The sequence below is a fragment of the Aquabacterium sp. NJ1 genome (assembly GCF_000768065.1).
Lineage (GTDB): Bacteria > Pseudomonadota > Gammaproteobacteria > Burkholderiales > Burkholderiaceae_C > Aquabacterium.
Window position 1 is genome coordinate 1,282,566 of record NZ_JRKM01000001.1, and the last position, 25,285, is coordinate 1,307,850.

At 65.0% G+C, this 25,285-nt stretch carries 20 protein-coding genes and 1 pseudogene; 13 read left to right on the plus strand and 8 right to left on the minus strand.

All coding sequences use genetic code 11. The features are described 5' to 3' along the window. Positions 1–117: 117 nt before the first annotated feature. Positions 118–1,317 (plus strand): amino acid aminotransferase, encoded by a 1,200-nt coding sequence (locus tag JY96_RS05575; protein ID WP_035035658.1) that lies wholly within the window; start codon positions 118–120, stop codon positions 1,315–1,317. Positions 1,318–1,832: 515 nt separating this feature from the next. On the opposite strand, the gene JY96_RS05580 is transcribed toward JY96_RS05575, so the two are convergent. Beyond that, positions 1,833–3,899 (minus strand): TonB-dependent receptor, encoded by a 2,067-nt coding sequence (locus tag JY96_RS05580; RefSeq protein WP_035035661.1) that lies wholly within the window; start codon positions 3,897–3,899, stop codon positions 1,833–1,835. Positions 3,900–4,134: 235 nt separating this feature from the next. On the opposite strand from JY96_RS05580, the gene JY96_RS05585 reads away from it, so the two are divergent. Continuing rightward, positions 4,135–4,644: a hypothetical protein gene (locus JY96_RS05585; protein WP_035035663.1), complete on the plus strand. Its 510-nt coding sequence runs from the start codon at positions 4,135–4,137 to the stop codon at positions 4,642–4,644. 133 nt (positions 4,645–4,777) lie between these two features. Then, positions 4,778–5,740: a hypothetical protein gene (locus tag JY96_RS05590; RefSeq protein ID WP_152606367.1), complete on the plus strand. Its 963-nt coding sequence runs from the start codon at positions 4,778–4,780 to the stop codon at positions 5,738–5,740. On the opposite strand, the gene JY96_RS05595 is transcribed toward JY96_RS05590, so the two are convergent. The 6 genes from JY96_RS05595 to JY96_RS05620 form a co-directional block, all read right to left on the minus strand. Further along, positions 5,720–8,356: a fused MFS/spermidine synthase gene (locus JY96_RS05595; protein WP_235333862.1), complete on the minus strand. Its 2,637-nt coding sequence runs from the start codon at positions 8,354–8,356 to the stop codon at positions 5,720–5,722. The genes JY96_RS05590 and JY96_RS05595 overlap by 21 nt on opposite strands. Beyond that, on the minus strand, positions 8,353–8,976 hold the full coding sequence (locus JY96_RS05600) for a TIGR02466 family protein (protein WP_035035674.1): 624 nt from the start codon (positions 8,974–8,976) through the stop codon (positions 8,353–8,355). The genes JY96_RS05595 and JY96_RS05600 overlap by 4 nt, the downstream gene beginning before the upstream one ends. Before the next feature lie 25 nt (positions 8,977–9,001). Then, positions 9,002–9,874, minus strand: coding sequence for a HupE/UreJ family protein (locus JY96_RS05605; RefSeq protein WP_235333863.1), 873 nt, complete (start codon positions 9,872–9,874; stop codon positions 9,002–9,004). 77 nt (positions 9,875–9,951) lie between these two features. Then, entirely contained in the window at positions 9,952–10,815 is an 864-nt protein-coding gene (locus tag JY96_RS05610) for a peptidyl-prolyl cis-trans isomerase (RefSeq protein ID WP_081961063.1), read from the minus strand. A 66-nt stretch (positions 10,816–10,881) separates the two neighbouring features. Continuing rightward, a complete protein-coding gene (locus tag JY96_RS21985; RefSeq protein ID WP_052162175.1) occupies positions 10,882–11,325 on the minus strand; it encodes a copper chaperone PCu(A)C in 444 nt (147 codons plus the stop codon). Between the two features lie 96 nt (positions 11,326–11,421). Continuing rightward, complete coding sequence (locus JY96_RS05620; RefSeq protein ID WP_035035678.1) at positions 11,422–13,725, minus strand: hypothetical protein; 2,304 nt, start codon at positions 13,723–13,725, stop codon at positions 11,422–11,424. Between the two features lie 330 nt (positions 13,726–14,055). On the opposite strand from JY96_RS05620, the gene JY96_RS05625 reads away from it, so the two are divergent. Then, the gene (locus JY96_RS05625; protein WP_035035682.1) at positions 14,056–14,652 is read left to right on the plus strand and encodes a PEP-CTERM sorting domain-containing protein; all 597 of its coding nucleotides are present in this window, start codon (positions 14,056–14,058) and stop codon (positions 14,650–14,652) included. Between the two features lie 68 nt (positions 14,653–14,720). Here JY96_RS05625 and JY96_RS05630 read toward each other — a convergent pair whose 3' ends face one another. Continuing rightward, the gene (locus tag JY96_RS05630; RefSeq protein WP_052162176.1) at positions 14,721–16,253 is read right to left on the minus strand and encodes a galactose oxidase early set domain-containing protein; all 1,533 of its coding nucleotides are present in this window, start codon (positions 16,251–16,253) and stop codon (positions 14,721–14,723) included. Positions 16,254–16,598: 345 nt separating this feature from the next. Between JY96_RS05630 and JY96_RS05640 the strand changes: the two genes are divergently transcribed. The 9 genes and pseudogenes from JY96_RS05640 to egtD all read left to right on the plus strand — a co-directional run bounded on the left by JY96_RS05640 (position 16,599) and on the right by egtD (position 25,259). Then, positions 16,599–17,855, plus strand: a complete 1,257-nt coding sequence (locus JY96_RS05640) for a polyhydroxyalkanoate depolymerase (protein ID WP_035035687.1) — start codon at positions 16,599–16,601, stop codon at positions 17,853–17,855. 54 nt (positions 17,856–17,909) lie between these two features. Then, on the plus strand, positions 17,910–18,578 hold the full coding sequence (gene rsxB / locus JY96_RS05645) for an electron transport complex subunit RsxB (RefSeq protein WP_035035689.1): 669 nt from the start codon (positions 17,910–17,912) through the stop codon (positions 18,576–18,578). A 158-nt stretch (positions 18,579–18,736) separates the two neighbouring features. Then, the gene (locus tag JY96_RS23815; RefSeq protein ID WP_235333864.1) at positions 18,737–20,152 is read left to right on the plus strand and encodes a lamin tail domain-containing protein; all 1,416 of its coding nucleotides are present in this window, start codon (positions 18,737–18,739) and stop codon (positions 20,150–20,152) included. Continuing rightward, positions 20,041–21,318 (plus strand): annotated as a pseudogene (locus tag JY96_RS23820) (ExeM/NucH family extracellular endonuclease); the annotation flags it as partial. The gene JY96_RS23815 and the pseudogene JY96_RS23820, both read left to right, overlap by 112 nt. A gap of 45 nt (positions 21,319–21,363) precedes the next feature. Further along, positions 21,364–21,651: a type I secretion C-terminal target domain-containing protein gene (locus JY96_RS24180; protein WP_304413409.1), complete on the plus strand. Its 288-nt coding sequence runs from the start codon at positions 21,364–21,366 to the stop codon at positions 21,649–21,651. 35 nt (positions 21,652–21,686) lie between these two features. Further along, positions 21,687–22,451 carry a PEP-CTERM domain protein gene (locus JY96_RS05655; protein ID WP_035035693.1) on the plus strand — a complete coding sequence of 255 codons (765 nt, stop codon included), beginning with the start codon at positions 21,687–21,689 and terminating at the stop codon, positions 22,449–22,451. Between the two features lie 228 nt (positions 22,452–22,679). After that, entirely contained in the window at positions 22,680–22,886 is a 207-nt protein-coding gene (locus JY96_RS05660; protein WP_152606368.1) for a hypothetical protein, read from the plus strand. 174 nt (positions 22,887–23,060) lie between these two features. Then, complete coding sequence (gene egtB, locus JY96_RS05665; RefSeq protein WP_035035698.1) at positions 23,061–24,275, plus strand: ergothioneine biosynthesis protein EgtB; 1,215 nt, start codon at positions 23,061–23,063, stop codon at positions 24,273–24,275. 27 nt (positions 24,276–24,302) lie between these two features. Next, positions 24,303–25,259 carry an L-histidine N(alpha)-methyltransferase gene (egtD, locus tag JY96_RS05670; RefSeq protein ID WP_035035701.1) on the plus strand — a complete coding sequence of 319 codons (957 nt, stop codon included), beginning with the start codon at positions 24,303–24,305 and terminating at the stop codon, positions 25,257–25,259. Positions 25,260–25,285 lie beyond the last annotated feature (26 nt).

Genomic DNA, 25,285 nt, shown 5'->3' on the forward strand with positions numbered 1-25,285 from the left:
AAGGGTTTGCCCGATTTGGCGAAGGTGGTCACAAACCACTTTTTTGCCGAGTTCGAGCTGTCGAATTTTCCAGCTTATCCCTTTTTCAGCTCTAACACCTGACCGGAGACTGCTTGCATGGCCTCGCTGTTCGCTTCCGTTGAAATGGCCCCCCGGGATCCCATCCTGGGCCTCAACGAACAATTCAATGCCGACCCCAACCCCAACAAGGTCAACCTGGGCGTGGGCGTGTACACCGACGACAAGGGCAAGCTGCCCCTGCTGAAGTGCGTGGCCGCTGCCGAAAAGCAGATGTCCGAAGCCCCCAAGGCCCGTGGCTACCTGCCCATCGACGGCATCGTGGCTTATGACAAGGCCGTGCAAGGCCTCGTGTTCGGTGCCGAGCACGCTGCCGTGAAGGCTGGCCGCATCGCCACGGCCCAGGCCATTGGTGGCACCGGCGGCCTGAAGCTGGGCGCCGACTTCCTCAAGCGCCTGAACCCGGATGCCCAGGTCCTGATCTCGGACCCGAGCTGGGAAAACCACCGCGCGCTGTTCGAAGCCGCCGGCTTCCCCGTGGACGTCTACCCCTACTACGACGCAGCCAACCGTGGCATCAACTTCGACGGCATGATCGCCAAGTTGAAGGCCTCCAAGGCCGGCACCATCGTGCTGCTGCACGCCTGCTGCCACAACCCGACCGGTTACGACCTGACGGACGCCCAGTGGGATGAAGTCATCGCCGTGATCAAGGCCGGTGGCCTGGTGCCCTTCCTGGACATGGCCTATCAAGGCTTTGGCAACGGCATCGCCGAAGACGGCGCCGTGGTCATCAAGTTCCTGGACGCCGGCCTGAGCTACTTCGTGTCCACCAGCTTCTCCAAGAGCTTCTCGCTGTACGGCGAGCGCGTGGGCGCCCTGAGCATCGTGAGCGAAACGGCGGAAGAGTCCAGCCGCGTGCTGAGCCAGCTCAAGCGCGTGATCCGCACCAACTACTCCAACCCGCCGACGCACGGCGCGCAAGTGGTGGCCACGGTGCTGACCACGCCCGAGCTGCGCAAGATGTGGGAAGACGAGCTGGCCGAGATGCGTGACCGCATCAAGCTGATGCGCACGGCGCTGGTCAGCGAGCTGACGGCTGCTGGCGTGCAGGGCGACCTGAGCTACATCACCCGCCAGAAGGGCATGTTCAGCTACTCGGGCCTGAACGCGACGCAAATGCAACGCCTGCGCTCGGAGTTCGGCATCTATGGTGTGGACTCGGGTCGCATCTGCGTGGCCGCGCTGAACACCGGCAACATCAAGGCGGTGGCTGCGGCCATCAAGGCCGTGATGTGATTTGAGGTTGCTTGCTGATGCGCTGTGAGGCGCGTTGGCTTCAGTCTGTACCAAGCCCCTCTTGCGAGGGGCTTTTTTATTTGCGGGTTGTTGGGCGCTTCGGCGTTGGCGCGCGAGGCGGGGGCTGAGCCGGCACAAGTTCTGGCAGGAGGACAGAACCAGGCTTCAACGTGACGACGTCTTTGTCGTGGTCGTTGCTGCCGCCGTAGCCGCGGTCACCCTCCCCTCACCCCGCCAACAACTGTGGCGGTACTCAAGCGGGGCGACAAAAGGCTGAGGTGGTGTGCGGCCGGGCGCCTTGTTGGCGTCGGAGGCGCGCAGGGAGGCTTAGGTCTGCCCCTTGTCGGCAGACAAGGGGATGGCGAGCATGTTTGAGGCCGCAGACCGAGTTGCGCAGCCACCTGAGCTGGACGAGCACCGCAGAGCAGTCCCGCATTGGCGGGACCGCCAACATTGAAGCCCGGACGCATGCCACCTCAGCCGCGCCCCGCGCTGGCGCTCAAGCGCATCAGACCTTAGAAACTCACATTCATCGTCACCCGCACCGTGCGAGGCTCGGCCGGATGCGAGTGCAAATCGCCGACACCTTGTGCGGCCTCACCTTGCAGGCGCGAGGTGTAGTAGTAATCGATGTCGCTGGCCTTGCGGTCAAACAGGTTGAAGACATCCAGCGACAGCTTCACGTCGGGCGAGACCTTGTAGCCCACACGGGCGTAGGCCAGGGTCGTGCCTCGCGAGCGCTGGCTGTTGTCCTCGATCAGGGGGCGGGGGCCGAAGTAACGCAGCTGGAACTGGCCGAACCAGGGCCCCCAGCCGGTGACCGTTGCGCCCAGCGAGGCCACCGTTCGCACCGAGCCAGGTATGTAGCGGCCCGCATTGGGTGCATCACCCTGCTCTTCCTTGAAGCGCGATTGCGAGAACGCCAGGTCCGCATCCAGCAACAACCAGCTGTTGGCCACATAGTGGTTGTTGAACTCGATGCCATAACGCTTGCTGGCGCCGCTGGCTTCGGTGTCGCCCGCATCGCCCGAGAACACCAGCTCCGAGCCCAGCGTCAACTGCCACAAGGACAGAGAGGACTGCAGCCCGGGGACGATCTCTGTGCGCAGCCCCAGCTCGGCGCCCTTGGTCCTCACCAGTGCTGGTGAAGGCTCGATAGGGGTGCCTTGTTTCGGGCTGATGGTGGCGGTCACGCCGCGCGCATCGTTGCTGTGGAAGCCGTAGCCATAGCTGAAGAAGTACTCGGTCTTGTCCCAGGGGCCGAAGATGAGGGTCAGCTTGGGGCTGTTGATCAGCGCCGTCTGCCTGCCGCTGTTGCCTGCGATCGAGCTGTTGACGTCCACATGGTATTGATCGGTGCGGATCCCGGCCACGCTGCGCAACCAGGGCTGCCAACGGGTCTCGTTGCTGGCGTACAGGCCCACGCTGGTTTGCTTGACACGGCTTTCCTGCGTGGTGCTCAGGCGCTGGCCGTTTTCAGCGGCGTACAGGCCCACGGGGCTGAGGCGGTCATGACGCAGTTGCAGGCCCACGGTGTGGGTGCTGTCGTGCCCGGCCAGCGTGGTCTGCCAGCTGCGGCTGGTGTTCAGCCCATAGACCTGCCGGCTTTCGGATTGCTCGAACTGGTCGCCGTGAACGGGGTCATCCAGGAAGTAGGTGAAGTTGGAGAACAGATCCAGGCTGGACTGGATGGCGTAGGCATTGAGCTTGAACTCGCCATCATCCAGCGCATGCAGCAGGTCATACGACAGGCTGAAACGCGAGGTGTCGCCATGGTCGCTGGCATCGACGGCGGCGAAGCGGCCAATGGCACCGCTGTCGACCGCGCGCTGTGGCACCTGATCGGTGGCGCGCCACTTGGCGGTGTAGGCCATGCCGGTGAGGGTCGAGCGCGTGTCGCCTTCGCCGAAGCTGTAGCGCAGCACACCGTTGGCACGCCGGAAGTTCTCCGGGTTGTCCCAAGGGCCGTCGTTGTGGGCGGCCTCGATGGCGTACAGCAGCTTGCCCGTGGTCAGCGGCGTCGTGTTCACCAAGAGCGCGCGTGCATAGCCGTTCTCGCCCGCGGTGAGGGAGGCCAGACCACGTGGCAAGCCATTGAACAGCTGGATGTGCGCGGCGCCGGCTGATGCGAAGTCGCCTTCGCTGGCGTAGTACGGGCCCTTGCGGTAACTGATGCGGTCGACCAGTTCTGGGATCAGCCAGTTGAGGTCACTGTAGCCCTGGCCGTGCGCGTGCGTGGGCATGTTGACGGGCATGCCGTCCACGGTGGTGGCGAAGTCGGTGCCGTGATCGAGGTTGAAGCCGCGCAGGTAGTACTGGTTGGCCTTGCCGTCGCCACTGTGCTGCGACACGATCACGCCGGGCACGAACTCCAGCACCTCGGCAGGCCTCAGCGTGGGGCGACTGGCCAGCAGCTTCGAGGTGACCACGCCTTCGCTGGCGACGTCCGATGTGCCGATGGCGTTGTCGTAATTGCCAGTGATGGTCACCGAGGGCAGTGCCGCGACCTGCTGGGCCTGGGCGAGTGAGGAGACCACAGCCACGGCACTGGCCAGAACGGTGCGAACAAAGGGGAACTGCATGCGTGACTTCCATTGACGACAGGGCACCGGCACGACCCTGTACTGCCCGCCGCCATTTATGCGCTGTGGATGCTAAAGGCGCGTTGTGAATCTTCCGTGTCAACCCTTACGACGCCAACCCTTGCCTGGATGAGGCTGGTGGAACATGGCGCCCACCTGAACCGTCATCAAGGCTTCATGCGTGTGGCCTACAACCGCAAGCTGCCCCAAGCCGTGACGATGCGCTCACCCACCGATGCTCGCCCTCCCCGTTCGATTTGCTCGCCACCACGCGCTGCGCCATCTGCTGGTGTGGGTGCTGGTCGTGAGCCTGCCGATCAACGGCATCTCGAACCTGCTGACGCAGATGCTGGGTGTGGCGCATCGCCACGTCGAGATCGCGCCCACACAGGACAGCGGCCCGGTCATTGACGCATCCCGCCTGCTGAGCGAACCAGCGCACCATCACTCGCATGAGGATGCGGCACACCCCCATCTGCACACCCATGCGCACATGATGTTCGAGCGCCACTTCCATCAACCCTCGGATGGCAGCGTGATCGCCTTGGGCTCGAAAGAGTCAGGACAGGATGGCCCCGGCCATGCCAACAGCCTGAGCGACACCGCAGGCCTGCACGGGCTGCGCCAGGCCCTGCAGACGCCTGCCTGGATGCCCATGGTGCTGCGCACCGGATGGCCGCGCTACGCGCCGCTGGCTTGGCGCAGCCACATCGTGACGCCTCTCGAGCGCCCTCCCCACCACTGAGGTGTGCGGCCCCACCTGGGCCGCCTCTTGCCCTGCATGAGCCCACGCGCCCGGATGCCATCCGGCGGCGTGGCCATGCGACTTCAACCTTGCGCCGCGGCCATCCGCCAGCGGCAACAGGAAGGGACACCTCATGATTTGTTGGAACGACTTCGAGATGAACGAAGCCGGGCGCGCGCTCGGCCATGACCTTCACAAGCTGAGCCTGATCGCGCCGCATGCCAGCTGGCCAGCCGTCGTGCGCGAAGGCTTTGACGCCGCCGCTCATGCCGGGCAGCGCCGCCAGCGAGCCGACCGCTTTGTGGCCAAATGGCTGCAGTTACGCCTGAGCGCCTGGCGAAGAGGCCGTCGCGTGGCCGATGACGTGACGCCCGCGCTGTTGCGGGACATCGATGTGCCTCGCTGCCCGATCACCCGCCAGCCCCTGACCCACGGCAGCTTGCAGGACACGGACTGGTCGGTGGACCGCTTGAACAACGATGCCGCGTACGCCGCCTCCAACCTGGCGGTGATGAGCGTCAAGGCCAACCGGGCCAAGGGCGCGCTGAACTTTCAGCAGGTCTACGCCAGGTCCCAGCAGGCAGCCGATTCAGACGGCCTGCGCCCCGTCGAGTGGCTGCGGCTGGCAGTGTTGATGCTGGGGCCGGCCTATGCGACGCAAGCCCACGCGGCCCCCATCCTGCCCTTGTGCGCACCGCTGCCCTGCCGCTCGGTTCGCCTGGCACCACAGCAGGTTCAGCGCCTGCTCACCGTGAACGGCGCACGCCATGCCGACAAGAACCGCTTGATACGGACGCTGGCTCAGGCCTGCAACAGCGAGATCGCGCGTGAGCGCCTGTTGTTTCTTGGCGAGGCGGTGCACGAAGGCTTGAAGCGCATCACCCCATCCGAGGAGTGTTGGGATGTGTGGCTCCAGCCGGCCGTGCTGCAGGCGCTGATGCGCTGGCATGATGCACTCGACCCATCCACCTGGGCACGTGTGGCGGCGCTGTCAGGCCAATTGTCGGGCGCTCGCCCGGAGACCCCGAGGCGATTGCAGGCCTGGTGCCTGCCGACAAGAGGCTATGCACCGCGCTTAATGACCGGATGGTGTTGAAGCCGTGAGTTCGCGCAAGGCCTCGGCTGCATCCTGACTGGATGGCTGGATGCGGAGCAGGGCCGTCAACAACGCGCGTGCGGCCGGCTCGTCACTGGCTGCCAGGGCGCCGGCCATGCGCACCAGCGGGTCGTAGGCCGGCCTGAAGTCTGGGCTCACGCGCAAGACGGACAACAGGGGTTCGCGCACCTGCGCCAGCATCTCCTCCACACGGCCCGTGGGCTGCACACGCATGCCGATCTCGACGAAACGCTTGCGGGAAGCCCAGTAGGCGGTCAGGCGCCTGGCCCAGTCTGGCTCGACGCCCTGCCCGGCCACCTCTTCGGGCGTGACCGCAAGCGCATCAAGCAAAGCCCACAAGCGGTCTCGCGGCAGGGAGTCCGGTGCATACGTGATGCGTGGTGCGAGGTAGGTGACCACAGGGTGATCATCGGTGTTGAGCGGCGCCGAAGCGGCAAAACGGGCCAAGGCCTCGGGCCCTGCCAGCAGGCTGCCCAGCAAGGCCCATTCGTCTTCGATGCCAAAGGCCGCCGGCGAGATCGGCATGCGGGCGCGGGCCAGACGCTGGCGCAACAGCGCGGGATCAAAGTGCCCGCCATTCGCCCGTCCGATCAGGCCGATCACGGGGGTTTCCAGGCTGTTGCTGGCCAGGATCGCCATGCCGCCCGGGTAGACCGCCAGGAAGGACTTCACGATGCTGCGCAGCGTGTCCAGATCCAGCTGGTGCAGCGGCAGCCACTGGCAGAACAGGCCATCGGCCGCCAACCTGTGGCGCACGAAATCGAAGTGCTCCACCGTGTACAAGGCGCCTGAGCCGCTGCGTGCCGGCTGGAAGTTGTCGGACACGATCACGTCGTAGGTCTGCGGGCTGACGCGCACATAGCGCCTGGCATCAGCGGCCATCACGTGCAGGCCTTGACCGGGTGCACCCTCGTTGAAGACACGCCTGAAATGGCGCGAGGCCTCGATCACCTCGGGTAAAAGCTCCACCACATCGACCTGCAGATCGGGGTCCTGCGCGGCGGAGCCGGATGTCACACCCGTGCCCAGGCCCAGGAACAAGGCTCGGTGCGGCGCAGGATGCAGGAGGATCGGCAACAAGGCCTGGCGGGCGTCCACCAGCCGCGTGGCGCTGCTGCCTTCCTGCTGGCGATTGTTGATGCGCAAGCGGGCCACGCCTTCAGCGTCTTCCACCACGCTCACGGCGGCCATGGCCCCTTCCTGGTAGCTGACGATGTGCCCGCCGGGTGGCACATCCACAAAGACCAGTGGCGGCGCCATCAGCGCCACGGCCAAAGCCATGCCAGCCGGTGCCCAGCCCCATAGTGAGGCCCACAGCTGGCGCGAGCCCAGCAGCAGGTAGGCCGACGCCAGCAGGAGCAACACCACCTTGGGCCCCAGCCAGGGCGCCAGCGCCACGCCAAACAGGGGCGGGGCGAGCGCGGCCCCCAGGGTGTTGACACCCATGGCCCGGCCAAAGCTGATGCCCAGCGCACTGGCCCGATGCGTCAGGTGGCTGAACAGGGCGCCCATGACCAGCGTGGGCAAGCCGAACGCCAGCAAGGCCAGCACGGCCTCGGCGCCCACGGCCGCCGCCATGGAGCCCTCTGCCAGCGTGATCACCTGATCACGCAGTGCCTGCGCGCCCCACAGGCTGATCGTGCCCAGCAGGCAGGCCATCGCCAGGGCGCTCAACAGGCGATCCCCGAGTCGAGCCGGATCCTGAGACTTCAGCAAACGACGTTGATAGACAGCGGCACCACCAGCCGTGCCCACCAGGTACACCGCCAGCAGCATGGCGAACGTGTAGACCGTGTCTTCCGCGACCTGGCTGATGACGCGCACCACCAGCACCTCATAGCCAATGCCCAGCAAACCGGTCAGGGCGAGCTGGGCCAGCAGACCGCGCCTGGCTCGAATCTCCACGGCCAGCGGCAGCGGTCGCGTCTGCACCAAGGCACGCGGGGGCAAGGCCAGCAAGGCAACACCGGCACACAAGAGGTTGAGCCCCACGCACACGGCCGCCGTACGGGCCAGACCCCACGCTGGGATCAACCAGAAAGTGGCACTCAGCACGCCTGCGACGGCCCCGAAGGTGTTGCTGGCATAGTGCCCCGCGATGGAGCGCCGCTCGGCCAGCAAGCCCGCTGTCACGCGCTCCATGGCGGGCAAGGTGGCGCCCATGGCGGCCGTGGCAGGCAGCAGCAACAGGAAGGTGCCGCTGAAGGCCACCAGCCATTGCCATGCGGGAGAGGGCTGCACACCCGTCAACGCCAGCACCCCAGCACTGAATGGCGTCATCACCGCCATGAGGACCAGGCCCCACACGCCGATCAGCAGCTCGCAGGCCACATACCAGCGTAGAGGCCGGCCGCTGCGCTCGATGCGGGGCCCCAGCCCCAAGGCGCCCAGCGCCAGGCCGCCGAAGAACGCGGCCACCACGGCCAGCACGGCTGCCGACTCGTGGCCCAGCCAGGTGGCACATTGCTGCGTCCACACCATCTGGTAACCCAGGCCGGCAAAGCCGGAGGCGAACATCAGGAGCAGCGCGGCCTGGTGGCGCACGTGCTCATGCACCACCGGCTCCGTGGCGGGCAGGCTCAGATCGGCTTTCACGCGCTGAACTGCACGGCGTAGCCCCACGAATCCAGGCGCACCGGGATGGCGTTGAGGGCCAGGGTGATGCGCCGCTCGCCCTCGTTGGGCGGCACGGCGTGCATCAGGTAACTCGGGAACAGGACCAGGTCACCGGGCTGCGGCGACGGGCTGATCCATTTCTCGGCATTGAAGGGCCCCGTCACCACACCCGCGTGGTCGTTCTTGAAGGAGTAGTCCGTGCCACCGGGTGACTTCATGAACACGGTGCGCGAAGAGTCATGTGTGGGCGTGAGGTACACCACAGCCGAAATGAAGCTGTTGGCGTGGTTGTGCATGGACTGGCGCCCACCTTGGTCCAGCACATTGACCCACATCTCCTTGATGGACCAGCCCATGCGCTCGCCAAACAGCTGCGCACCAAAGTCCGCCAGCTTGGGCGTGATCAGGGCTGCCGCCTCGATCAGCAAAGGGCTGTCGCTCGGCTTGAGCATCTGCGTGTGCGACAAGTTGGACGAAGCGTTGTTCTCCTGCAAGGCCAGGCCGCTGAAGTGCTGCACCAGCCCGTCCACCAGGCTCTTGGGCAGGGCGCGGGGGGCACGCATGATGGGCGTGGGAAAGATGCCGATGACTTCATCCATGATGGGTACTTCCTTGTGTCATCTGTCAGGCGAAGATGGCCAGCACACGCGACCAGGCCCAGAACGAGGCCACCGCCCCGATCCCGTACAAGGTGGCCGTGCGGGCTTGTGCCACGCGCGACCAGCGCGAGGCCACGCGCCACAGCGCCCAGGCCGCTGCCACCGTCATCAGCTGGCCGATCTCGACGCCGACGTTGAAGGTCAACAGCGCGACCAGCATGTGGTTCTCGGGCAGGCCGATTTCCTTCAAGGCGCCGGCAAAGCCCAGCCCATGCACCAGACCGAACAGGAAGGCGACCACCGCAGGCCACCGACGCGCCAGGGTCTGTCGCTGGTGCAAGGCCTCGCCAGCCACCAGCACGATCGACAGGGCGATGGACGCTTCGACCGGCGGCGAGCGCAAGGCCAGCCAACCCAGCGCACTCAAGGCCAGCGTCAGGCTGTGCGCCGCCGTGAAGGCGGTGATGGTCCACAGCAGGTTGCGCTTGAAGCCCACCAGGAACAGCAGGCTGATCACGAACAAGAGGTGGTCGACACCGGTGAGGATGTGCTCGACACCCAGCATGGTGTAAGCCCAGGCAATCTCGCCCATGCCTCGGCGGTCATCTGCGGCGCCATACAGATGCACCGTGGGCTGGCTCGCTGTCAGCGTGTAGACGCGGCTTTGCCCGTCCAGCCAGTACATCTTGACCAAGGCTGCTGAATAGGTCTTGCCTACCCCGGTGACCGACAGCGTGCCCTGCATGCCCGCCTTGCCGCAATGCAAGACGTTCATCTCCGCCGTGCACGACTCTGGCCAAACAGGCGACAGGTCATCACTGGCGGCGCGTTTCTCGGTGGCGGTCCATTGCCAGATGAATTCACCTGGCGCCATCTCGCGCACCTGCATTTCTGCCATGCTCATTTCATGCGCACAAGCTGCGTTGCCAATCAACAGGCAGCTCAAGCTCAGCAGCAAGCGGTGAAGCCAGGCCCTCATTTGCTGGCCTCTTCGAACTTGATCTTGTACTTCTTGGCCATATTGGCCACGGCAGCACTGCGTTGTTCGGCCATGGTGGCGTCGGTCCAGGCCTGCAACACCAGCGGGCGCACCACCTCGAAGGCAGCGGGCTTGGGCGGGGTGACAGCCATCAGGCGCACGGCATGCCAGCCATCCTTGGTCTTGATGGCGTGCCATTCGTTGCTGCCGGCCTGTTCCAGCTCTTTGGCGAATTCAGGGCCGTAGCTCTGATCCAGGTTGGACTTGGGCCGCCCCTTGAACACACGCAAGCCCGCTTCGGCATCGCCCGATGCACCGCTGTTCAAGGTGCCCACCAGGGCGCGCATGCGCGACTCGGTGTTCTCACCAGCCAGTACGGCCTCCTGGAAGTCGTAGCGTGCGGGTTCGTCATAGCTGGTGCGATGGGAATCGAACCACTCGCGCAGCACCTTGTCGTTCACGGGCGGCAGCTTGGTGTTGGCGTCCACCACGCTCAGGGCCTTGAAGATCACGCGTTCGCGAATGGCCGTGTCCCCCTTGTCAACTTGCAGGGCCAGGCCTTCGCGGTACAGCACCTCGTTGTCCAGCCACACGCGACGCAAGGCGGCGAGCTCCTTGGCATCGGGCTCGCGGCCGCGAGACTCCTTGAACACCTGCCTCGCCTCGGCATCCACGGCCGCACCCACGATGATCGTGTGCGGGTCGTCGGCCCGGGTCACCAGATAGTGATCCGCGGCGAACAGCAAACCACCCAGCAGCATGAAGTGCAGCAGCGGCTCCCTGAGCCATTGGGGGGCCGCCGTGGCCTTGGGCAGCACGCCCGTTCGGTCGAGGGTGGAGGAGGACAGCGTGGAGGACATAGAGGTACTTCTGAAGATGACGCTTGAAAGGCAACAAGGTGCCTGGGTGTGAAGCGTACGGATCAGTTATGACATTTCGTAGTCAACGTTCAATTCCGCCTCCAGCACTCCGCCTTTCTCGAAGATGAGGCGCATGGGATAAGCGCGCCCGATGAGCAGCGGCTGCGTCAGCCCGGTCAAACGAAGGTGCACGCCCGCTTCCGTCAGCTGAAGCTCCCGGCCCTTCTCGATCAGCAGGTCCAGCGCCCGGCCGGTGCTGATGCCGCCGATCTCGGCACCCGTGGCCACGGGGGTGACCACACCGATCAGGCGATCTTCTCGCGTGACCTGATCGATCTTCATGCACACGACCGCGAACCGCGCATCGGCTGGCGTGACACGGGTCCAGGGGTGCGTGATGCGCAGCGTGGACGCAAAGAACTCGCATGCACGCACCGGCGGAACGAGCGCCGTGGCGCCCAAAGCCAGGCCGGCACGCAGGATGTGGCGACGGGTGGTGATGGCATTCATGTTCGGATCTCCTGTATGAGCACAATGAAAAAGACACCGCGCTGTACAACACGCGGTGTCTTGTCGAGAGCGGCAGACGCTTGTCTGTCAGCCGGTTTACTTCACGCCGGCAACCAGGGTCGAGCCCGCCACTTCAACGTAGATCGGGTTGCTGTAGAACCACAGGTCAGCCCAGGCAGCCACGTCGTACGACACCATCTTCTGGCCAGCCGCAACAGGGCCGCTGGCGGTGGTGATGGCAGCGGGTGCCGTGGCCAGGTGGGCCGGGCAACCGTCGATGAGGCCCGAAGCAGCCGTCCAGCTCACGCCATTGGTCGGCACGTTGGTGCCCACGGTCGTGCAAGGAATGCGCAGGTTGGCCGATGCCTGGGCGTTCGTGAAGAAGTCAGACAGTGGGTTGCCGTTGGCGTCGGTCTCGTAAGGCACGGCAGCGGGCATGTTGGTGCCGCGCAGACGCACATACTGAGAAGCCGCCACCGCCGGGATGCGGAAGCTCATCTTCAGGAACTTGGTGCCATCCACGCCGGAGGTGAAAGGCGTCCAGGGCGTGCTGGATGCGGCGCTGAAGGTCTTGAGCAAGGCGGCCGTCGTGTTCTTGGCGGCGGCAGGCACCACCGACAGGTCAGCCGTCGAGCCGTCCGAGTGCAGCCAGTTGGTGTTGCGCGGCCATTCACCCGAATAGTCTGCAGCACCCGGTGTGCGGTAGCCCGACACCATGCCACGGATCACGTCGATGTGGTCCAGCACAGGCATGTTGATGGGCTGGTTCACGCCGATCTGAGCCAGCGACGGGTTGGGGAACGAGTAAGGCGAGTTGTTGGCACCAGCCGGATCACGCACCACCACCGACACGATGATGTCGGCACCAGGACGCACGACGAGCTTCTCGCCCATGGTGGCGCAGCCGGTGGCGTTGATGTCGGTGTTGTTGACAGCGGCGTTCACGGCCAGCGACTCAACAGCCGCGTTGGTACGCGCACCCAGGCCGGCATACGACGAGCAGGCGACCAGCGCCAGGCGGTCGATCAGCTGGCCGCTGGACGCGAAGTTGTTGCCCGAGCGCAGACCGTTCACCACCGTTTGCGGGCGGATCTTGTCAGCGCCCTTGCGCACCATGGTGTAGTTGCGCTGGTATTCGCCGGGCTGGAAGTCCTGGGTCGAGCGGCGGTCATCCGGGCCGAAGATGCCGCGGTTGTGCCAGTCGGAGCTGGCGAAGAACCAGAAGTTGCGGCCTTCACCCAGCAGGGCGTCCCACACACCACCGATCACTGCACCGTAAACGCCGGTGCCGCCGTAGGTCGTGCCGCCAACCGAGTCGTACTTCTTGCCGTCGGAGAAGGTGTTGCGCAGGATCTGGTATTCACCGCGGTTGGAAGAGGCGCCGTGGCCTGGCTGGGTTTCAAAGCCGAAGGCGATGTTGGGCGCGGTGTTGTTGAAGTTGCGCAGGTGCTCGACGTTGAAGCCCTGGTTGCCATTGGGATCAAACGGGCCGGCGCGCTCCAGGTGGGCAGGCACGTAGTAGCTGCCATTGGGGTGGTTCTCGACCATCCACTTCAGGGCTTCCAGGGTCTTGTTGTGGCCCTTGGTGCCCACGCCGGCGCCGCTGGCAGGCATCAGCTTCTGGGCGGTGGCGTTCCAGCTCACGTCGGCGGCATTGAGGCTGCCGGTCACCGAGCAGTTCCAGTTGTTGCCGTTGGTGGTGCCGGTGTAGTTGCCACGGCTGGTGTCGGTGTCGCCACGGTCAAAGCAGTAGCTCCACTGGGCCAGTGCATTGGCATTGCCCTGCGCGGTGTAGCCGGCGGTGGTGGGCAGTGTGGCCGTATCCAGGCTGGCGGGCATCTGGCCCGTGATGATGGACATCGAAGTGTGCTCGTGACCGGCCACCACCGACTCCAGGCCCATGAACAGGGGCACGTTGCTCAAAGTGCTGAGGTACTCGACCAGGGGGTACTGGAACTCCTGGATCGACTGCCAGCGCCACATGTTGCCGGTGGGGCTGGCTGCGCCGAAGCCACCGTCACCCTTGATGGCGGCCTGGCCGATGCTGTTGGCCCAGGTGGTGGTGGGGCCCATGTTGGAGACATAGGGGTAGGCAGGCGTGTCCAGCGAGGCGTCTTCTGCCAGCGTGCAGTTGCGGTTGCCATTGCCACCGTGGCCAGCCTGGACGAACCAGTCGAGGCCCCAGGTGCCGGCATCCTTGCCGGTGGACTTCTTGACCAGCTTCTGCATCGAGATGGCGCCATCCGAGCAAGTGGTGTGATTGTGGAAGTCACCCGCAACGTAGGTGCCAGGCACCTTGGTGGCGGCGATGGCGACGGTCGGGGCGACCACCGATGTCGATGCACCCAAGGCGGCCACGACGGCCAGGGCGATCTGATTGGGACTGAAACGGAATTGCATGAACTGCTCCTAATGAATGTGAAACTGGCCCGATACCCGCGGCGCGCCGCACCGGATACGCATGCCTGGGCATCCGGCATGAACCGGACACGGCTGCAGCTTATTGACCGACGGTGAACCTGGCGTGACTCGCTTTGGATGCCGATGAGCCGATCTGCCCACCGAGAACCAGACATGTCCTGATAGCTGGATGACGCCAGAGCAAACGGCCTAGCACACGTGGGGTCGCGGTCATATGTTTGTCGTTGTGCCTGCCTAGACTGGCCCCGGTCCATACCGCTTTCCTTTGCTGTCCATCAAGCAAGAGCACACCATTTTTAGGAGTTCACAATGAAGCTCGCTTCCACCCTGTCCCTCGTTGCGCTGGCCCTGGCGCCTGCCCTGTCGTCTGCTGCCACCGGTTTCACGATCGACTTCGAAAAGAACTGGTCCTACGGCGAAGCCGTCGACAACCAGTACGCCGCACAAGGCGTGACGTTCACGAACGTGCTGGGCGTGTCCAATGACCCCGCCTTCGACCCTTACTACAGCAACGCCCCCTCGCCCATGGGCGTGGCCATGGCCCAGCTGGATGGCGTGAGCAACACCACGGCCTTCATGAACGTGGCCGGCGGCGTGGACGGCCTGCTGTCCTTCTTCTACTCGACCCCGTCTGACGTGGTCGGTGCCGTCAAGGCGTATTCGGGCCTCAACGGCACGGGCACCCTGCTGGGCACCTTTGACCTGGTGGCCAACACGGCCGACTACAGCACCTGGACCGCCGCCAACTTCAGCTTCTCAGGCACGGCCCTGTCGTTTGACCTGAGCGCCACCGCCAACGTGGCTGGCGTGGACAACATCTCGGCCGTGCCCGAGCCCAGCACCTGGGCCCTGACTGCCTGCAGCCTGGCCGTCATGGGCGTGAGCCTGCGCCGCCGCGCCAAGTAAACGGCCCCCCAAAAACAAAACGCCGCGCAGGTCACCGCGCGGCGTTTGTTTTTTTGGAGCCGGGAAGATCAGTTCATCAGCTTGATGATCTTCGCCACGGAGGGCACCCCCGCACTGTTGAACACAAACAGCATGTAGTAGCCCGGTGGCGCCACATTGGCCGAAGCCGGCATGGTCACGGTCAGGTTCTGGCCAGAGGCCGTGTAGTTCAGCGTCATGAAGCGCTGGTCGAAATCCACCGTGTGGGTGGCTGAGCCCGTCTTGACCAGCGTGACCTTGCTGATGCCGCTCACATTGGCGGCCACGGCGATCGATTGCCCCCAGGTGGCCGTCGCGGGCACCGACGTGATCACGGGCCGTGTCGCCAGCGTACCGGACCAGTCCCGCTGGTACAGGTATGGCGGCGTGTAGATCTCGGCATTGAGGTTGGTCACCGGGCCCGGCGCACCGCCCCCGGCCGTCAGCACGCGTGCATCGGGCAGCAACAAGGACACCGAGTGGTACAGGCGCATCTTGGTGGCCGTGGCAGCCGTCGTCCAGCCGTTGTTGGCGGGGTTCCAGATCTTGGCGGTGTAGGCCACACCATTGGCCACGTTGCTCACCATGGAGCCACCACTCACGAACACCTTGCCATCGGCCATGACCGTGGCCGAGCCATGGAACCGGTCCTGCCCGACACCCGCCACGCTGGTCGACTTGGGTGTGGCGCCGGTGATGTCGATCACCACGGCCTTGTTGAGCTTGCGCAGCGACAGGATCTTGCCCGGTGTGTACATCACGCTCGTGAGGTATTCGTCGCTGACCGGCAGGGTCAGGGCGGTCTTCTCGAGCTTGCCGGTACCCGCTGGATCAAGGTAGTAAGTGCCGCCCCACTTCGTGGCAATGAAGACCTTGCCATTGGGCGCCTGCCACGCGCGCGGGTAGCTCCAGTTCTTGAGGCCATAGGCGTCGTCGCTGATGGCCGACGACAAGGTGCGCCAGCCCGTGCCCTCGGTATAGACCTCCGGTGTCGGCGCGGGGGTGTCCGGGTCGATGCGCCCGCCCAGCACCAGCACTTCGCCGGCCGCCGTGGTCAGCACGGTGGGATACCAGCGCAGGTAGCTCATGGGCTGCTGGGCCGAGTACAAGGCCGAAGACCGGTAGTCAAACAGGTTGACGTCGTTGACCGAATAGTTGCGGACGTTGTTGACCGTCTTGTCGCCACCCGTCAGCAGCACGGCGCCACTGGCCGGCAGCACAATCTGGCCGCTGCAGAAGGTGTCGGTACCCGTGGTGTTGGGCAGGGTCAGGTGGGCGTCGGTGCCCGTGCCCTTGCTGGGGTCCCAGACATCGTAGGTGAACTGCCCGGTCTGGTTGCCCTTGCCGTCCGTGCCATAACCCAGGACACGACCATCCGGCAGCAACACCACGTGAATCGGGATCAAGGGCCAGTTCACCACGGGCCCGAACGAGCCCCTGATATAGGTATCCCAGGCCGCGTGCACGTGTGAGGCCGACAGGGCCACCGCCCCGCCCAGGACCCCTTTGATCAGGCCGTTGGACAAGGCCCCGCCAGAGCGCTTCGCTTTCCGGGCGTTTTGGAACAGATGAGGTGCGTGCATATGGAGACTCCCTAAGTGTTTCGTATCGACCAGATCATTTCCACGATGAGAAAATGAAAGTGAGTAAACGTTAGCGCACGAAGCTGAGCCGGATCAAAAATTTCCCCCCTTGTCTCGGGGATGATCCCCCTGTCTCGGTAGGGGCACCTCGCGACAGGCTGCACCCGACGTTTAACGAACAAGCAGACTCTGAAATGCACAGCAATCGTGCTGTTGTTGACCTGCTCACGGGTCCAGGAGAAGTGCAAATATTGAAAAACTCCACTATGCTGCACTGCACCATGTTGTTGAAAACGTGAGTGATCACCTTCATGTGACTGCTGTACCCGACCCAAAGGCCCTGCCATGCTCTATCAGATCTACGAAACCAACCGCGCCTGGATCAGTCCCTTCTCTGAATTCGCCAGTGCCGCGTCCAAGCTGTACAGCAACCCGCTGTCGCCGCTGGCTCAGATCCCCTCCGCGCACCGCGTATCGGCTGGCTTTGACCTGGTCCACCGTCTGACCAAGGAATACGAAAAACCCGAGTTCGGCATCAACAAGGTCAATGTGCACGGCACGGACGTCGTCATCCAGGAACAAGTGGTTGAAGACAAGCCGTTTTGCAAGCTGATCCGCTTCAAGCGCTTCACCGACGATGCCGCCCTGCTCGACAAGATGCGCGACCAGCCCTCCGTGCTGATCGTGGCGCCGCTGTCCGGCCACCACTCGACCCTGCTGCGCGACACCGTGCGCACCATGCTGCAGGACCACAAGGTCTACATCACCGACTGGATCGATGCCCGCATGGTGCCGCTGGAAGAAGGCCCCTTCCACCTGGACGACTATGTCAACTACGTGCAGGACTTCATCCGCAAGGTCGGCCCCGGCGTACACGTGATCTCGGTGTGCCAGCCCACGGTGCCCGTGCTCGCAGCCGTCTCGCTGATGGCCAGCCGCGGTGAAGCCACCCCGCGCACCATGACCATGATGGGCGGCCCCATCGATGCGCGCAAGTCGCCCACGGCCGTCAACAACCTGGCCATGAACAAGAGCTTCGAGTGGTTCGAGAACAATGTGATCTACCGCGTGCCGCCCAACTACCCCGGTGCTTCGCGCCGCGTGTACCCGGGCTTCCTGCAGCACACCGGCTTCGTGGCCATGAACCCCGATCGCCACGCCAACTCGCACTACGACTACTTCCTGGACCTGGTGCGTGGTGACGGCGACAGCGCCGAGGCCCACCGCCAGTTTTATGACGAGTACAACGCCGTGCTGGACATGCCGGCCGAGTATTACCTGGACACCATCAAGACCGTGTTCCAGGACTTCGCCCTGGTCAATGGCACCTGGAAGATCCGCAACCCGCAAGGCAAGGACGAACTGGTCCGCCCGCAGGACATCAAGACCACGGCCCTGCTGACCGTGGAAGGCGAGCTGGACGACATCTCGGGGGCAGGCCAGACCAAGGCTGCGCACGATCTGTGCACCGGCATCCCCAAGACACGCCAGAAGCACTACGACGTCGTTGGCGCGGGCCACTACGGCATCTTCTCGGGCCGCCGCTGGCGCGAACAGGCCTACCCTGAAATCCGCGCCTTCATCCTGTCGCACAACAAGTGATGCCGAGCCCTGCCCGCCTGGTGCGGCGCAGGGCTTGTACACTCCGGCGCCATCATGGATGCCCGACAGATCAACGCCATCAACGCCCTCCTGCCGCAGACGCAATGCACGCGCTGCGGCTTTCCTGATTGTGAAGGCTACGCCCAGGCCATTGCCCAAGGCGAGGCCGGCATCAACCAGTGCCCACCGGGTGGCGCGGAAGGCGTGAAACGACTGGCCCAACTGACGGGCCTGCCCGAAGTCCCGTTGAGCGAAGCGCACGGTGCGGAGGGCCCGCGCACGCTGGCCGTCATCGACGAAGCCTGGTGCATCGGTTGTACCTTGTGCATCAAGGCCTGCCCGGTGGACGCCATCATTGGCACCAACAAGCACATGCACACGGTCATCGAAAGCCAGTGCACTGGCTGCGAGCTGTGCATCCCCGTGTGCCCCGTGGACTGCATCTCGCTGGTGCCTGCACATGACGTCGAACCCGCACCCACAGGCTGGGCCGCCTGGCCGCAGGAACTCGCCGACCAGGCTCGCCAGCGTTATGCCTTCCACCAGATCCGGGTGGTGCGCGCCAAGGCCGACCACGATGCGCGCCTGCAAGCCAAGGCCGAACACAAGCTGGCCCACATCGAAGAAGCCTCCAAGCTCACCGACCCACAGGAGCTGGACAAGAAGCGCGCCGTGATCGAGGCCGCGCTCGCCCGCGCACGCGCACGCCGGCAACAAGGCTGAGCCCGGCGTTCGCACAGGGCGCATCCGGCCGGCTTCACGCGAAACGGACACTGCCACGAACCCTGGCCCCAAGGGACCACGCTGCGGCCGGATCGGGCCCATGCACCTGAAACAGCGGGCTTCCACACTGCAAGGCATCTCCATGTTCGAGGTTTGCCATGCGTTTGCCCAAGCTGATTTCCGCGCCGTTCCACGTCACCCCCGCACGTCGGTTCAAACCCGTCTGCCTGGCCGCCCTGCTGGCCCTGAGCAGCGCGGCCCTGGCCTCCAGCAACGGCCTGGTGATCAGCCAGGTGTATGGCGGCGGTGGCGCCACCAGCGGCAGCCCCACGTACAAGAGCGACTACGTCGAGCTGTTCAACGCGGGCAGCACGGCCATCAACCTGTCGGGCCTTTCGCTGCAGTACGCCTCGGCCACGGGCACGGGCAACTTCTCGGGCAACCCGGTGACGGCACTGCCCAATGTGGCCGTGCAGCCTGGTCAATATTTCCTGATCAGCCTGACCACGTCCGGCACGGTGGGCGGAGCCCTGCCGGTCACCATCGATTTCGCAGGCAGTGCCAGCCTGAACATCAGCGCCACCGGCGGCAAGCTGGCTCTGGTCAACGGCACCGCTGGCCTGACCTGCAACGGCAGCAGTACCGTCTGCACCTCGGCCCAACTGGCCCAGATCGTCGACCTGGTGGGCTATGGCTCGGCCAACTTCTATGAAGGCAGCGGCGCGGCCCCGGCCCCCAGCACCACCACGGCCATCCTGCGTGCCAATGCTGGCTGCACGGACACCAACGTCAACACCAGCGACTTTGCAGCCGGCACCCCAGCCCCCCGCAACACAGCCACCCCGGTGCTCGTCTGCAGCGGCTCAGGTGGCGGTGGCGGCACGGGCGGTGGCACGGGCTCAGGCGGCACGCTCACCCCCATCCACAGCATCCAGGGCAATGGCAATACCAGCCCGTTCGTGGGCCAGACGGTCAGCACCAGCGGAGTGGTCACCAAGGTGAACAACAACGGCTTCTTCCTGCAAGACCCCAACCCCGACAGCGACCCCAGCACCTCCGAAGGCCTCTTCGTTTTCACCAGCACGGCCCCGACCGTGTCGGTGGGCCAGGCCATCACCCTGAGCGGCAAGGTCGCCGAGTTCAACACGGGCGCGGCCACCAACACGCTGACGACCAGCCACACTGTCACCGAGCTCGCTTCACCCACCAACATCACGGTGGTGAGCAGCGGCAACAGCATCGCGCCGACGGTCATCACCCTGCCCGCCACCGAGGCCCAGCTGGAGGCCCTGGAAGGCATGCTGGTGACGATCAACACGCAGCTCACGGCTTCGCAGAACTACTTCCTGGGCCGTTATGGCCAGGTCACGCTGGCCGCCAACGGTCGCCTTGAAAAGCCCACCAACAAGTTCCGCCCCGGCACCGTGGACGCCATCAACATGGCATCCACGGTGCCCAGCGCCAGATCCTGCTGGACGATGGCAGCTCGCTGCAAAACCCCAACCCCACGCCTTACATCGGCGCCGACAACACCCTGCGTGCCGGCGACACCATCGACAGCATCACCGGCGTGATCGACTACGGCCTGAGCACCAGCAGCAATGCCGGTCTGGCCAGCTACAAGATCCACCCGACCACGGCGGTGGCCTTCTCGCGCGTCAACCAGCGCAGCGCGCAACCCGCCGATGTGGGTGGCAATCTGCGCATTGCCAGCGCCAACCTGCTGAACTTCTTCACCACCTTCAGCGACGGCAACACGGCCAGTGGCCAGAGCGGCCAGGGCTGCGCGCCCTCGGGCACCACGGCGGACTGCCGCGGCGCGGACTCCGCCGCCGAATTCACCCGCCAGCGCACCAAGCTGATTGCCGAGCTCGCGGCCATGAACGCCGATGTCGTCGGCCTGATGGAGCTGCAGAACAACGCCGCGGCCGTGCAGAACCTGGTGGACGGCCTCAACAGCGTGATGGGCGCCAACACCTATGCCGTGGTGCCGGACCCGGCCAGCGGCGTGGGCTCGGACGCCATCAAGGTGGGCCTCATCTACAAGCTGGCCAAGGTCAGTCGCGTGGGCGCCTCGCTGAGCGACACGGACCCTGCGCACAAGCGCCCTTCCGTGGCCCAGACCTTTGCCGCACTCAACGGTGAGCAGTTCGCCGTGGTGGTCAACCACTTCAAGTCCAAGGGCAGCTGCCCCACGACCGCCGCCAACCTCGACCCGGATCAGGACCAGGGTGATGGCCAGGGCTGCTTCAACGCCACCCGCGTGGCCGAAGCCACAGCCATCCAGACCTTCGTGGCCAACCTGCAGACCAGCACGGGCAACACCCGCGTCGTGCTGCTGGGCGACTTCAACGCCTACAGCCAGGAAGATCCGATCTACAAGCTGACCAGCAATGGCTACACCGACCTGGCCGCCCGCTTCAGCGCCCAGCCCTACTCGTACGTGTTCGACGGCGAAGCCGGTGCCATCGACCACGCCGTGGCCACCTCCGCCTTCAACAGCCTGGTCACCGGCGCCATCGAATGGCACGTCAATGCCGACGAGCCCTTCGTGATCGACTACAACCTGGAGTTCAAGCAACCCGCCTGCGCCGCTTGTGGCCTGGATTACTACACCGCCACGCCCTACCGCTCGTCTGACCACGACCCGCTGCTGATCGGCCTGAATCTGGTCCACGTCATCAACGGCAGCTCGCGCAGCGAGACCATCGTGGGCACACCGGGTGACGACCGCATCACCGGTGGCGCCGGTGCCGACGTGATCACGGGTGGCGCAGGCCGCGACGTGTTCGTCTACACCAGCCTGCGCGATGCGCTGGACACCATCACCGACTTCACGCCCGGTGAAGACCGCATCGACCTCGGCACCTTGACGGCCTCCCTGCGCGCCACGGCAGGCTCTGCCACCGACCTCATCGCCACGGGCTTCATCCAGCTGGTCGACACCAGCGCCGGCCTGGAGATCCAGGTCGACAGCGACGGCTACGCAGGCCCGGCCGCAGCCCGCACGCTGGTGCGCCTGCAAGGCGTGACACGCAGCCAGCTGCAAGCCTCGCGCGACCTGATCCAGTAAGCACCAGCCCTCATCAACTTGAACGGATGTTTCCCATGAAGTTCACCACACGCACCACCCTGGCCTTGGCCGCCTTGTCGATGGGCGCACAGGCTCACGCAGCCGATCTGCAAAACAGCAGCTTCACGCAGGGCCTGAACCACTGGCAAAGTGCAGGCGATGTCTCCACGCAAAGCGGCACCGTGCTGGGCATCAACCTCGGTGCGGCCCCCGTGGCCGTGCTGGGCACTGCCTCCACCGCTTATGACGACGACGCCCCCGCTCTGGCTGGCAGCTACAACCTGTCGGGCCTGGACCCGATCGAGACCGCGCCCGCCCAAGGCCTGGAAAGCTGGCTGAGCCTGCCTGCGCAAGCCCTGGGCAGCAACGCCTACGAAGGCTCGGCCATCTCGCAAACCTTTGACATCAGCGCCGGCTCGCAGCTGTCGTTCGACTGGCGCTTGCTGACCCGCGACAACGGCAGCAACCAGGGCGAGCCCGATGCTGCCTGGCTGAGCTGGAACCAGGGCGGCCAGGTGCAGTTGATCGCACTGGGCAACGCGGGCAGCAGCGCGCTGCAAGCGGGCACGGGCGGCTGGTTGGACACGGGCCTGCAGCACGCCAGCTACACCGCCCAACAAGCTGGCACGCTGACCTTGTCCTGGGTGCTCGCCGACGTCAACAGCTTCAGCAACACCAGCTTGCTGACCCTGGAGAACGTCGCCGTAACACCCAGCGTGCCCGAGCCCGCCGGCATCGCGCTGGTGCTGACCGGCCTGGTCATGCTGGCACGCGCCAGCCGCCGCACGCACCAAAGCTGACGACGCAAGCACCACCTTGTTGCCCCATGCCGCATGACGTTTCATGACATGGCATCAAGGTGGTGAAAGCCCCAATCCAGCGCGTGGCCTGGCACCCACAACAGGCCCCCTTCATGGGGTCAATCCTCTGTCATCGCTGGCCCGCAAAATGCATGATGAAACAGGTGGCCGAACGCAACACAACAACAAGTCGGGTGGCCATGAAGTGGAGACCGCATGCGCGCGCTGATGAACCTTGCCATTGAACCTGCCCTACGTGTTTTTGAAGTCTCGACCCTGGTCGTGATCACCCCGTCTCAGCAGGCCGTCAAGCGCGTTCTCAAGGTGCTGGCTGACACGCCCGTGGGCGCCATCCAGATCGTGCGGGATCGTTACCCCAAGTCCCGCTCGCACGAAGTGCTGTCCTGCCATCTGCTGGATGCCCAGGCCGCATGACAAGCCGCTGAAGGCCATTGAATAGCCCCACGGGATGGACTTCGTTACAGCGCGATTGACAGCAAGGCCACGCTGTCAGATCCTTGTGTAAGCAGTACCAGGGCTCGCACGACCACGCCTGCATGAAGCTTGGCGCCATGAGCCAAGTCCTTTGTCCTTGCGTGGGGTCGAGACATGCCACCTTCACCTGCCGAGCCGGGCTGCAGCCTGGCCAGCCGTTATCGCGACATCCGCGCCACCAGCGAGGCCTTGTGCGCGCCGCTGGCCGTGGAAGACCATGTGCCCCAGCCCGCGGCCCATGTCAGCCCGCCGAAATGGCATCTGGCCCACACCACCTGGTTCTTTGAAACCTTTGTGCTGCCCAGGCTCGCCCCTGAGCAAGCGCCCTGGCACCCGCTTTACGGCTACCTGTTCAACAGCTATTACGAGACCATCGGCCAGCGCGTGCAACGCCACCAGCGTGGCACCCTGAGCCGCCCCACGGTCGACGAGATCCTGGCTTACCGGCGCCACATTGACGAATGCATGCTGGGCTGGCTGGCACGCGAGCCGGACGAATCCGTATGCGCCCTGATCGAGCTGGGCCTGCAGCATGAACAGCAACACCAGGAGCTGCTGCTCACCGACATCAAGGCCATCCTGGGCGGCAACCCTTTGCAGCCCGCCTACGCCCACGGCAGCGTCGCCACCTGGGACACGGCACGCGAGCATGTGCCCATGCCATCGGCCACCCGCCAGCGCTGGCTGGACATCGACGGCGGCCTGCACGAGGTGGGGCACCAGGGCCCGGGCTTCGCCTTCGACAACGAAGGGGCCAGGCATGTGCAATACCTGCGGCCCTTCCAGATCCAGCAAAGCCTGGTCAGCAATGGCGACTACCTGCGCTTCATGGCCGACCAGGGCTACCAGCGCCACGAACTCTGGCACGCAGAAGGGTGGGACTGGCTGCAGGCCGAAGGCATCGAAGCGCCCCTGTACTGGTCGCGTGACGAGCGCTCGCCCACGGGGTGGTTGCACTACACCTTGCATGGCCCCCAGCCCGTGCCACCCGATGCGCCCGTCACCCACCTCAGCCACTACGAAGCCCATGCCTTCGCACAATGGGCAGGTTGCCGGCTGCCCACCGAGTTCGAATGGGAAGCCGCGCACAGCCAACTGACATGGGGGCAACGCTGGGAATGGACGGCCAGCGCCTACCTGCCCTACCCCGGCTTTCACAAAGCCGCCGGCGCCGTGGGCGAATACAACGGCAAGTTCATGGCCAACCAGATGGTGCTGCGCGGCAGCTCGTTTGCCACGCCACCGGGCCACGCCCGCGCCACCTACCGCAACTTCTTTCACCCACCGCTGCGCTGGCAATACACCGGCGTGCGCCTGGCTCGCGACTGAACACGCGCACCCGGAAGGCCCCACACCATGTCGAACGCCCCTTTGCTGAACGAGCTGTCGCAACGCGCCCTGGCGGGCTTGAGGCAAACGCCCAAGTGCCTGCCCTCCATGTACTTCTACGACGACGAAGGCTCGCGCCTGTTCCAGCGCATCATGCGCCTGCCCGGCTACTACCTGACCGAGGCCGAACACGAGATCCTGGCGCAGCAATGGCCCAAGCTGCTGGACGCCTTCACACCCGATGGCCGGCCCTTCAAGCTGATCGAGCTGGGCAGCGGCGATGGCAGCAAGACACTCGCGCTGTGCACCGCCTTCCTCAAGGCCAGGGCCAGCTTCAGCTATGTGCCGGTCGACATCTCGGCCCACGCCCTCAACAGCCTGCTCAAGGCCTTTGAGCACAACCTGCCCAGCCTGCGGGTGCACCCACGAATGGGCGACTACTTCTCAGGCTGGCAGCAGCCCGAGCACGGCCAACGCCAGATCGTGATGTTCATGGGCAGCAACCTGGGCAACCTGACGCTGGACGAGGCCCTCACCTTCTTGCGGCAGATACGCGGCCACCTGAGGCCAGGCGACGGCTTGCTGCTGGGCCTGGACCTGATGAAGAACCCGCACACGCTGCTGGCGGCCTACAACGACCCGGAGGGCGTGACCGCCGCCTTCAACCTGAACCTGCTGCGACGACTCAATCGCGAACTGGGCATGAACTTCCAGCTGGAACGCTTCAGCCACTATGCCTGCTACTCCCCGCTGGACGGCGCGGCGCGCAGCTTCCTGGTCAGCCTGGACAAACAGACCGTGCGCAGCACCCGCCTTGACCTGCAGCTCCAGTTCGAGGCCGGCGAGACCATCTACACCGAGCAATCACAAAAATACAGCCCCGCCATGATCCGGCAACTGGCACAAGACAGCGGCTTTGCGTCAGCGCTGCACCTGCAGGACCAGCAAGGCCGTTATGGCGTGAGCTTCTGGCAAGCCTTGTAGCGCGGTGAATCGCCCCAAAATGGCCT

Excerpts from the sequence above, each read along its gene's own strand:
- JY96_RS05590 (WP_152606367.1), top strand. The coding sequence starts at position 4,778 with ATGATTTGTTGGAACGACTTCGAGATGAACGAAGCCGGGCGCGCGCTC.
- egtB (WP_035035698.1), top strand. The coding sequence starts at position 23,061 with ATGCCACCTTCACCTGCCGAGCCGGGCTGCAGCCTGGCCAGCCGTTAT.
- JY96_RS05630 (WP_052162176.1), bottom strand. The coding sequence starts at position 16,253 with ATGCACGCACCTCATCTGTTCCAAAACGCCCGGAAAGCGAAGCGCTCT.
- JY96_RS05575 (WP_035035658.1), top strand. The coding sequence starts at position 118 with ATGGCCTCGCTGTTCGCTTCCGTTGAAATGGCCCCCCGGGATCCCATC.
- JY96_RS05625 (WP_035035682.1), top strand. The coding sequence starts at position 14,056 with ATGAAGCTCGCTTCCACCCTGTCCCTCGTTGCGCTGGCCCTGGCGCCT.
- JY96_RS05655 (WP_035035693.1), top strand. The coding sequence starts at position 21,687 with ATGAAGTTCACCACACGCACCACCCTGGCCTTGGCCGCCTTGTCGATG.
- JY96_RS05610 (WP_081961063.1), bottom strand. The coding sequence starts at position 10,815 with ATGTCCTCCACGCTGTCCTCCTCCACCCTCGACCGAACGGGCGTGCTG.
- rsxB (WP_035035689.1), top strand. The coding sequence starts at position 17,910 with ATGGATGCCCGACAGATCAACGCCATCAACGCCCTCCTGCCGCAGACG.
- JY96_RS05585 (WP_035035663.1), top strand. The coding sequence starts at position 4,135 with ATGCTCGCCCTCCCCGTTCGATTTGCTCGCCACCACGCGCTGCGCCAT.
- JY96_RS05605 (WP_235333863.1), bottom strand. The coding sequence starts at position 9,874 with ATGGCAGAAATGCAGGTGCGCGAGATGGCGCCAGGTGAATTCATCTGG.
- JY96_RS05580 (WP_035035661.1), bottom strand. The coding sequence starts at position 3,899 with ATGCAGTTCCCCTTTGTTCGCACCGTTCTGGCCAGTGCCGTGGCTGTG.
- JY96_RS21985 (WP_052162175.1), bottom strand. The coding sequence starts at position 11,325 with ATGAATGCCATCACCACCCGTCGCCACATCCTGCGTGCCGGCCTGGCT.
- JY96_RS23815 (WP_235333864.1), top strand. The coding sequence starts at position 18,737 with ATGCGTTTGCCCAAGCTGATTTCCGCGCCGTTCCACGTCACCCCCGCA.
- JY96_RS05660 (WP_152606368.1), top strand. The coding sequence starts at position 22,680 with ATGAACCTTGCCATTGAACCTGCCCTACGTGTTTTTGAAGTCTCGACC.
- JY96_RS05620 (WP_035035678.1), bottom strand. The coding sequence starts at position 13,725 with ATGCAATTCCGTTTCAGTCCCAATCAGATCGCCCTGGCCGTCGTGGCC.
- JY96_RS05640 (WP_035035687.1), top strand. The coding sequence starts at position 16,599 with ATGCTCTATCAGATCTACGAAACCAACCGCGCCTGGATCAGTCCCTTC.
- JY96_RS05600 (WP_035035674.1), bottom strand. The coding sequence starts at position 8,976 with ATGGATGAAGTCATCGGCATCTTTCCCACGCCCATCATGCGTGCCCCC.
- egtD (WP_035035701.1), top strand. The coding sequence starts at position 24,303 with ATGTCGAACGCCCCTTTGCTGAACGAGCTGTCGCAACGCGCCCTGGCG.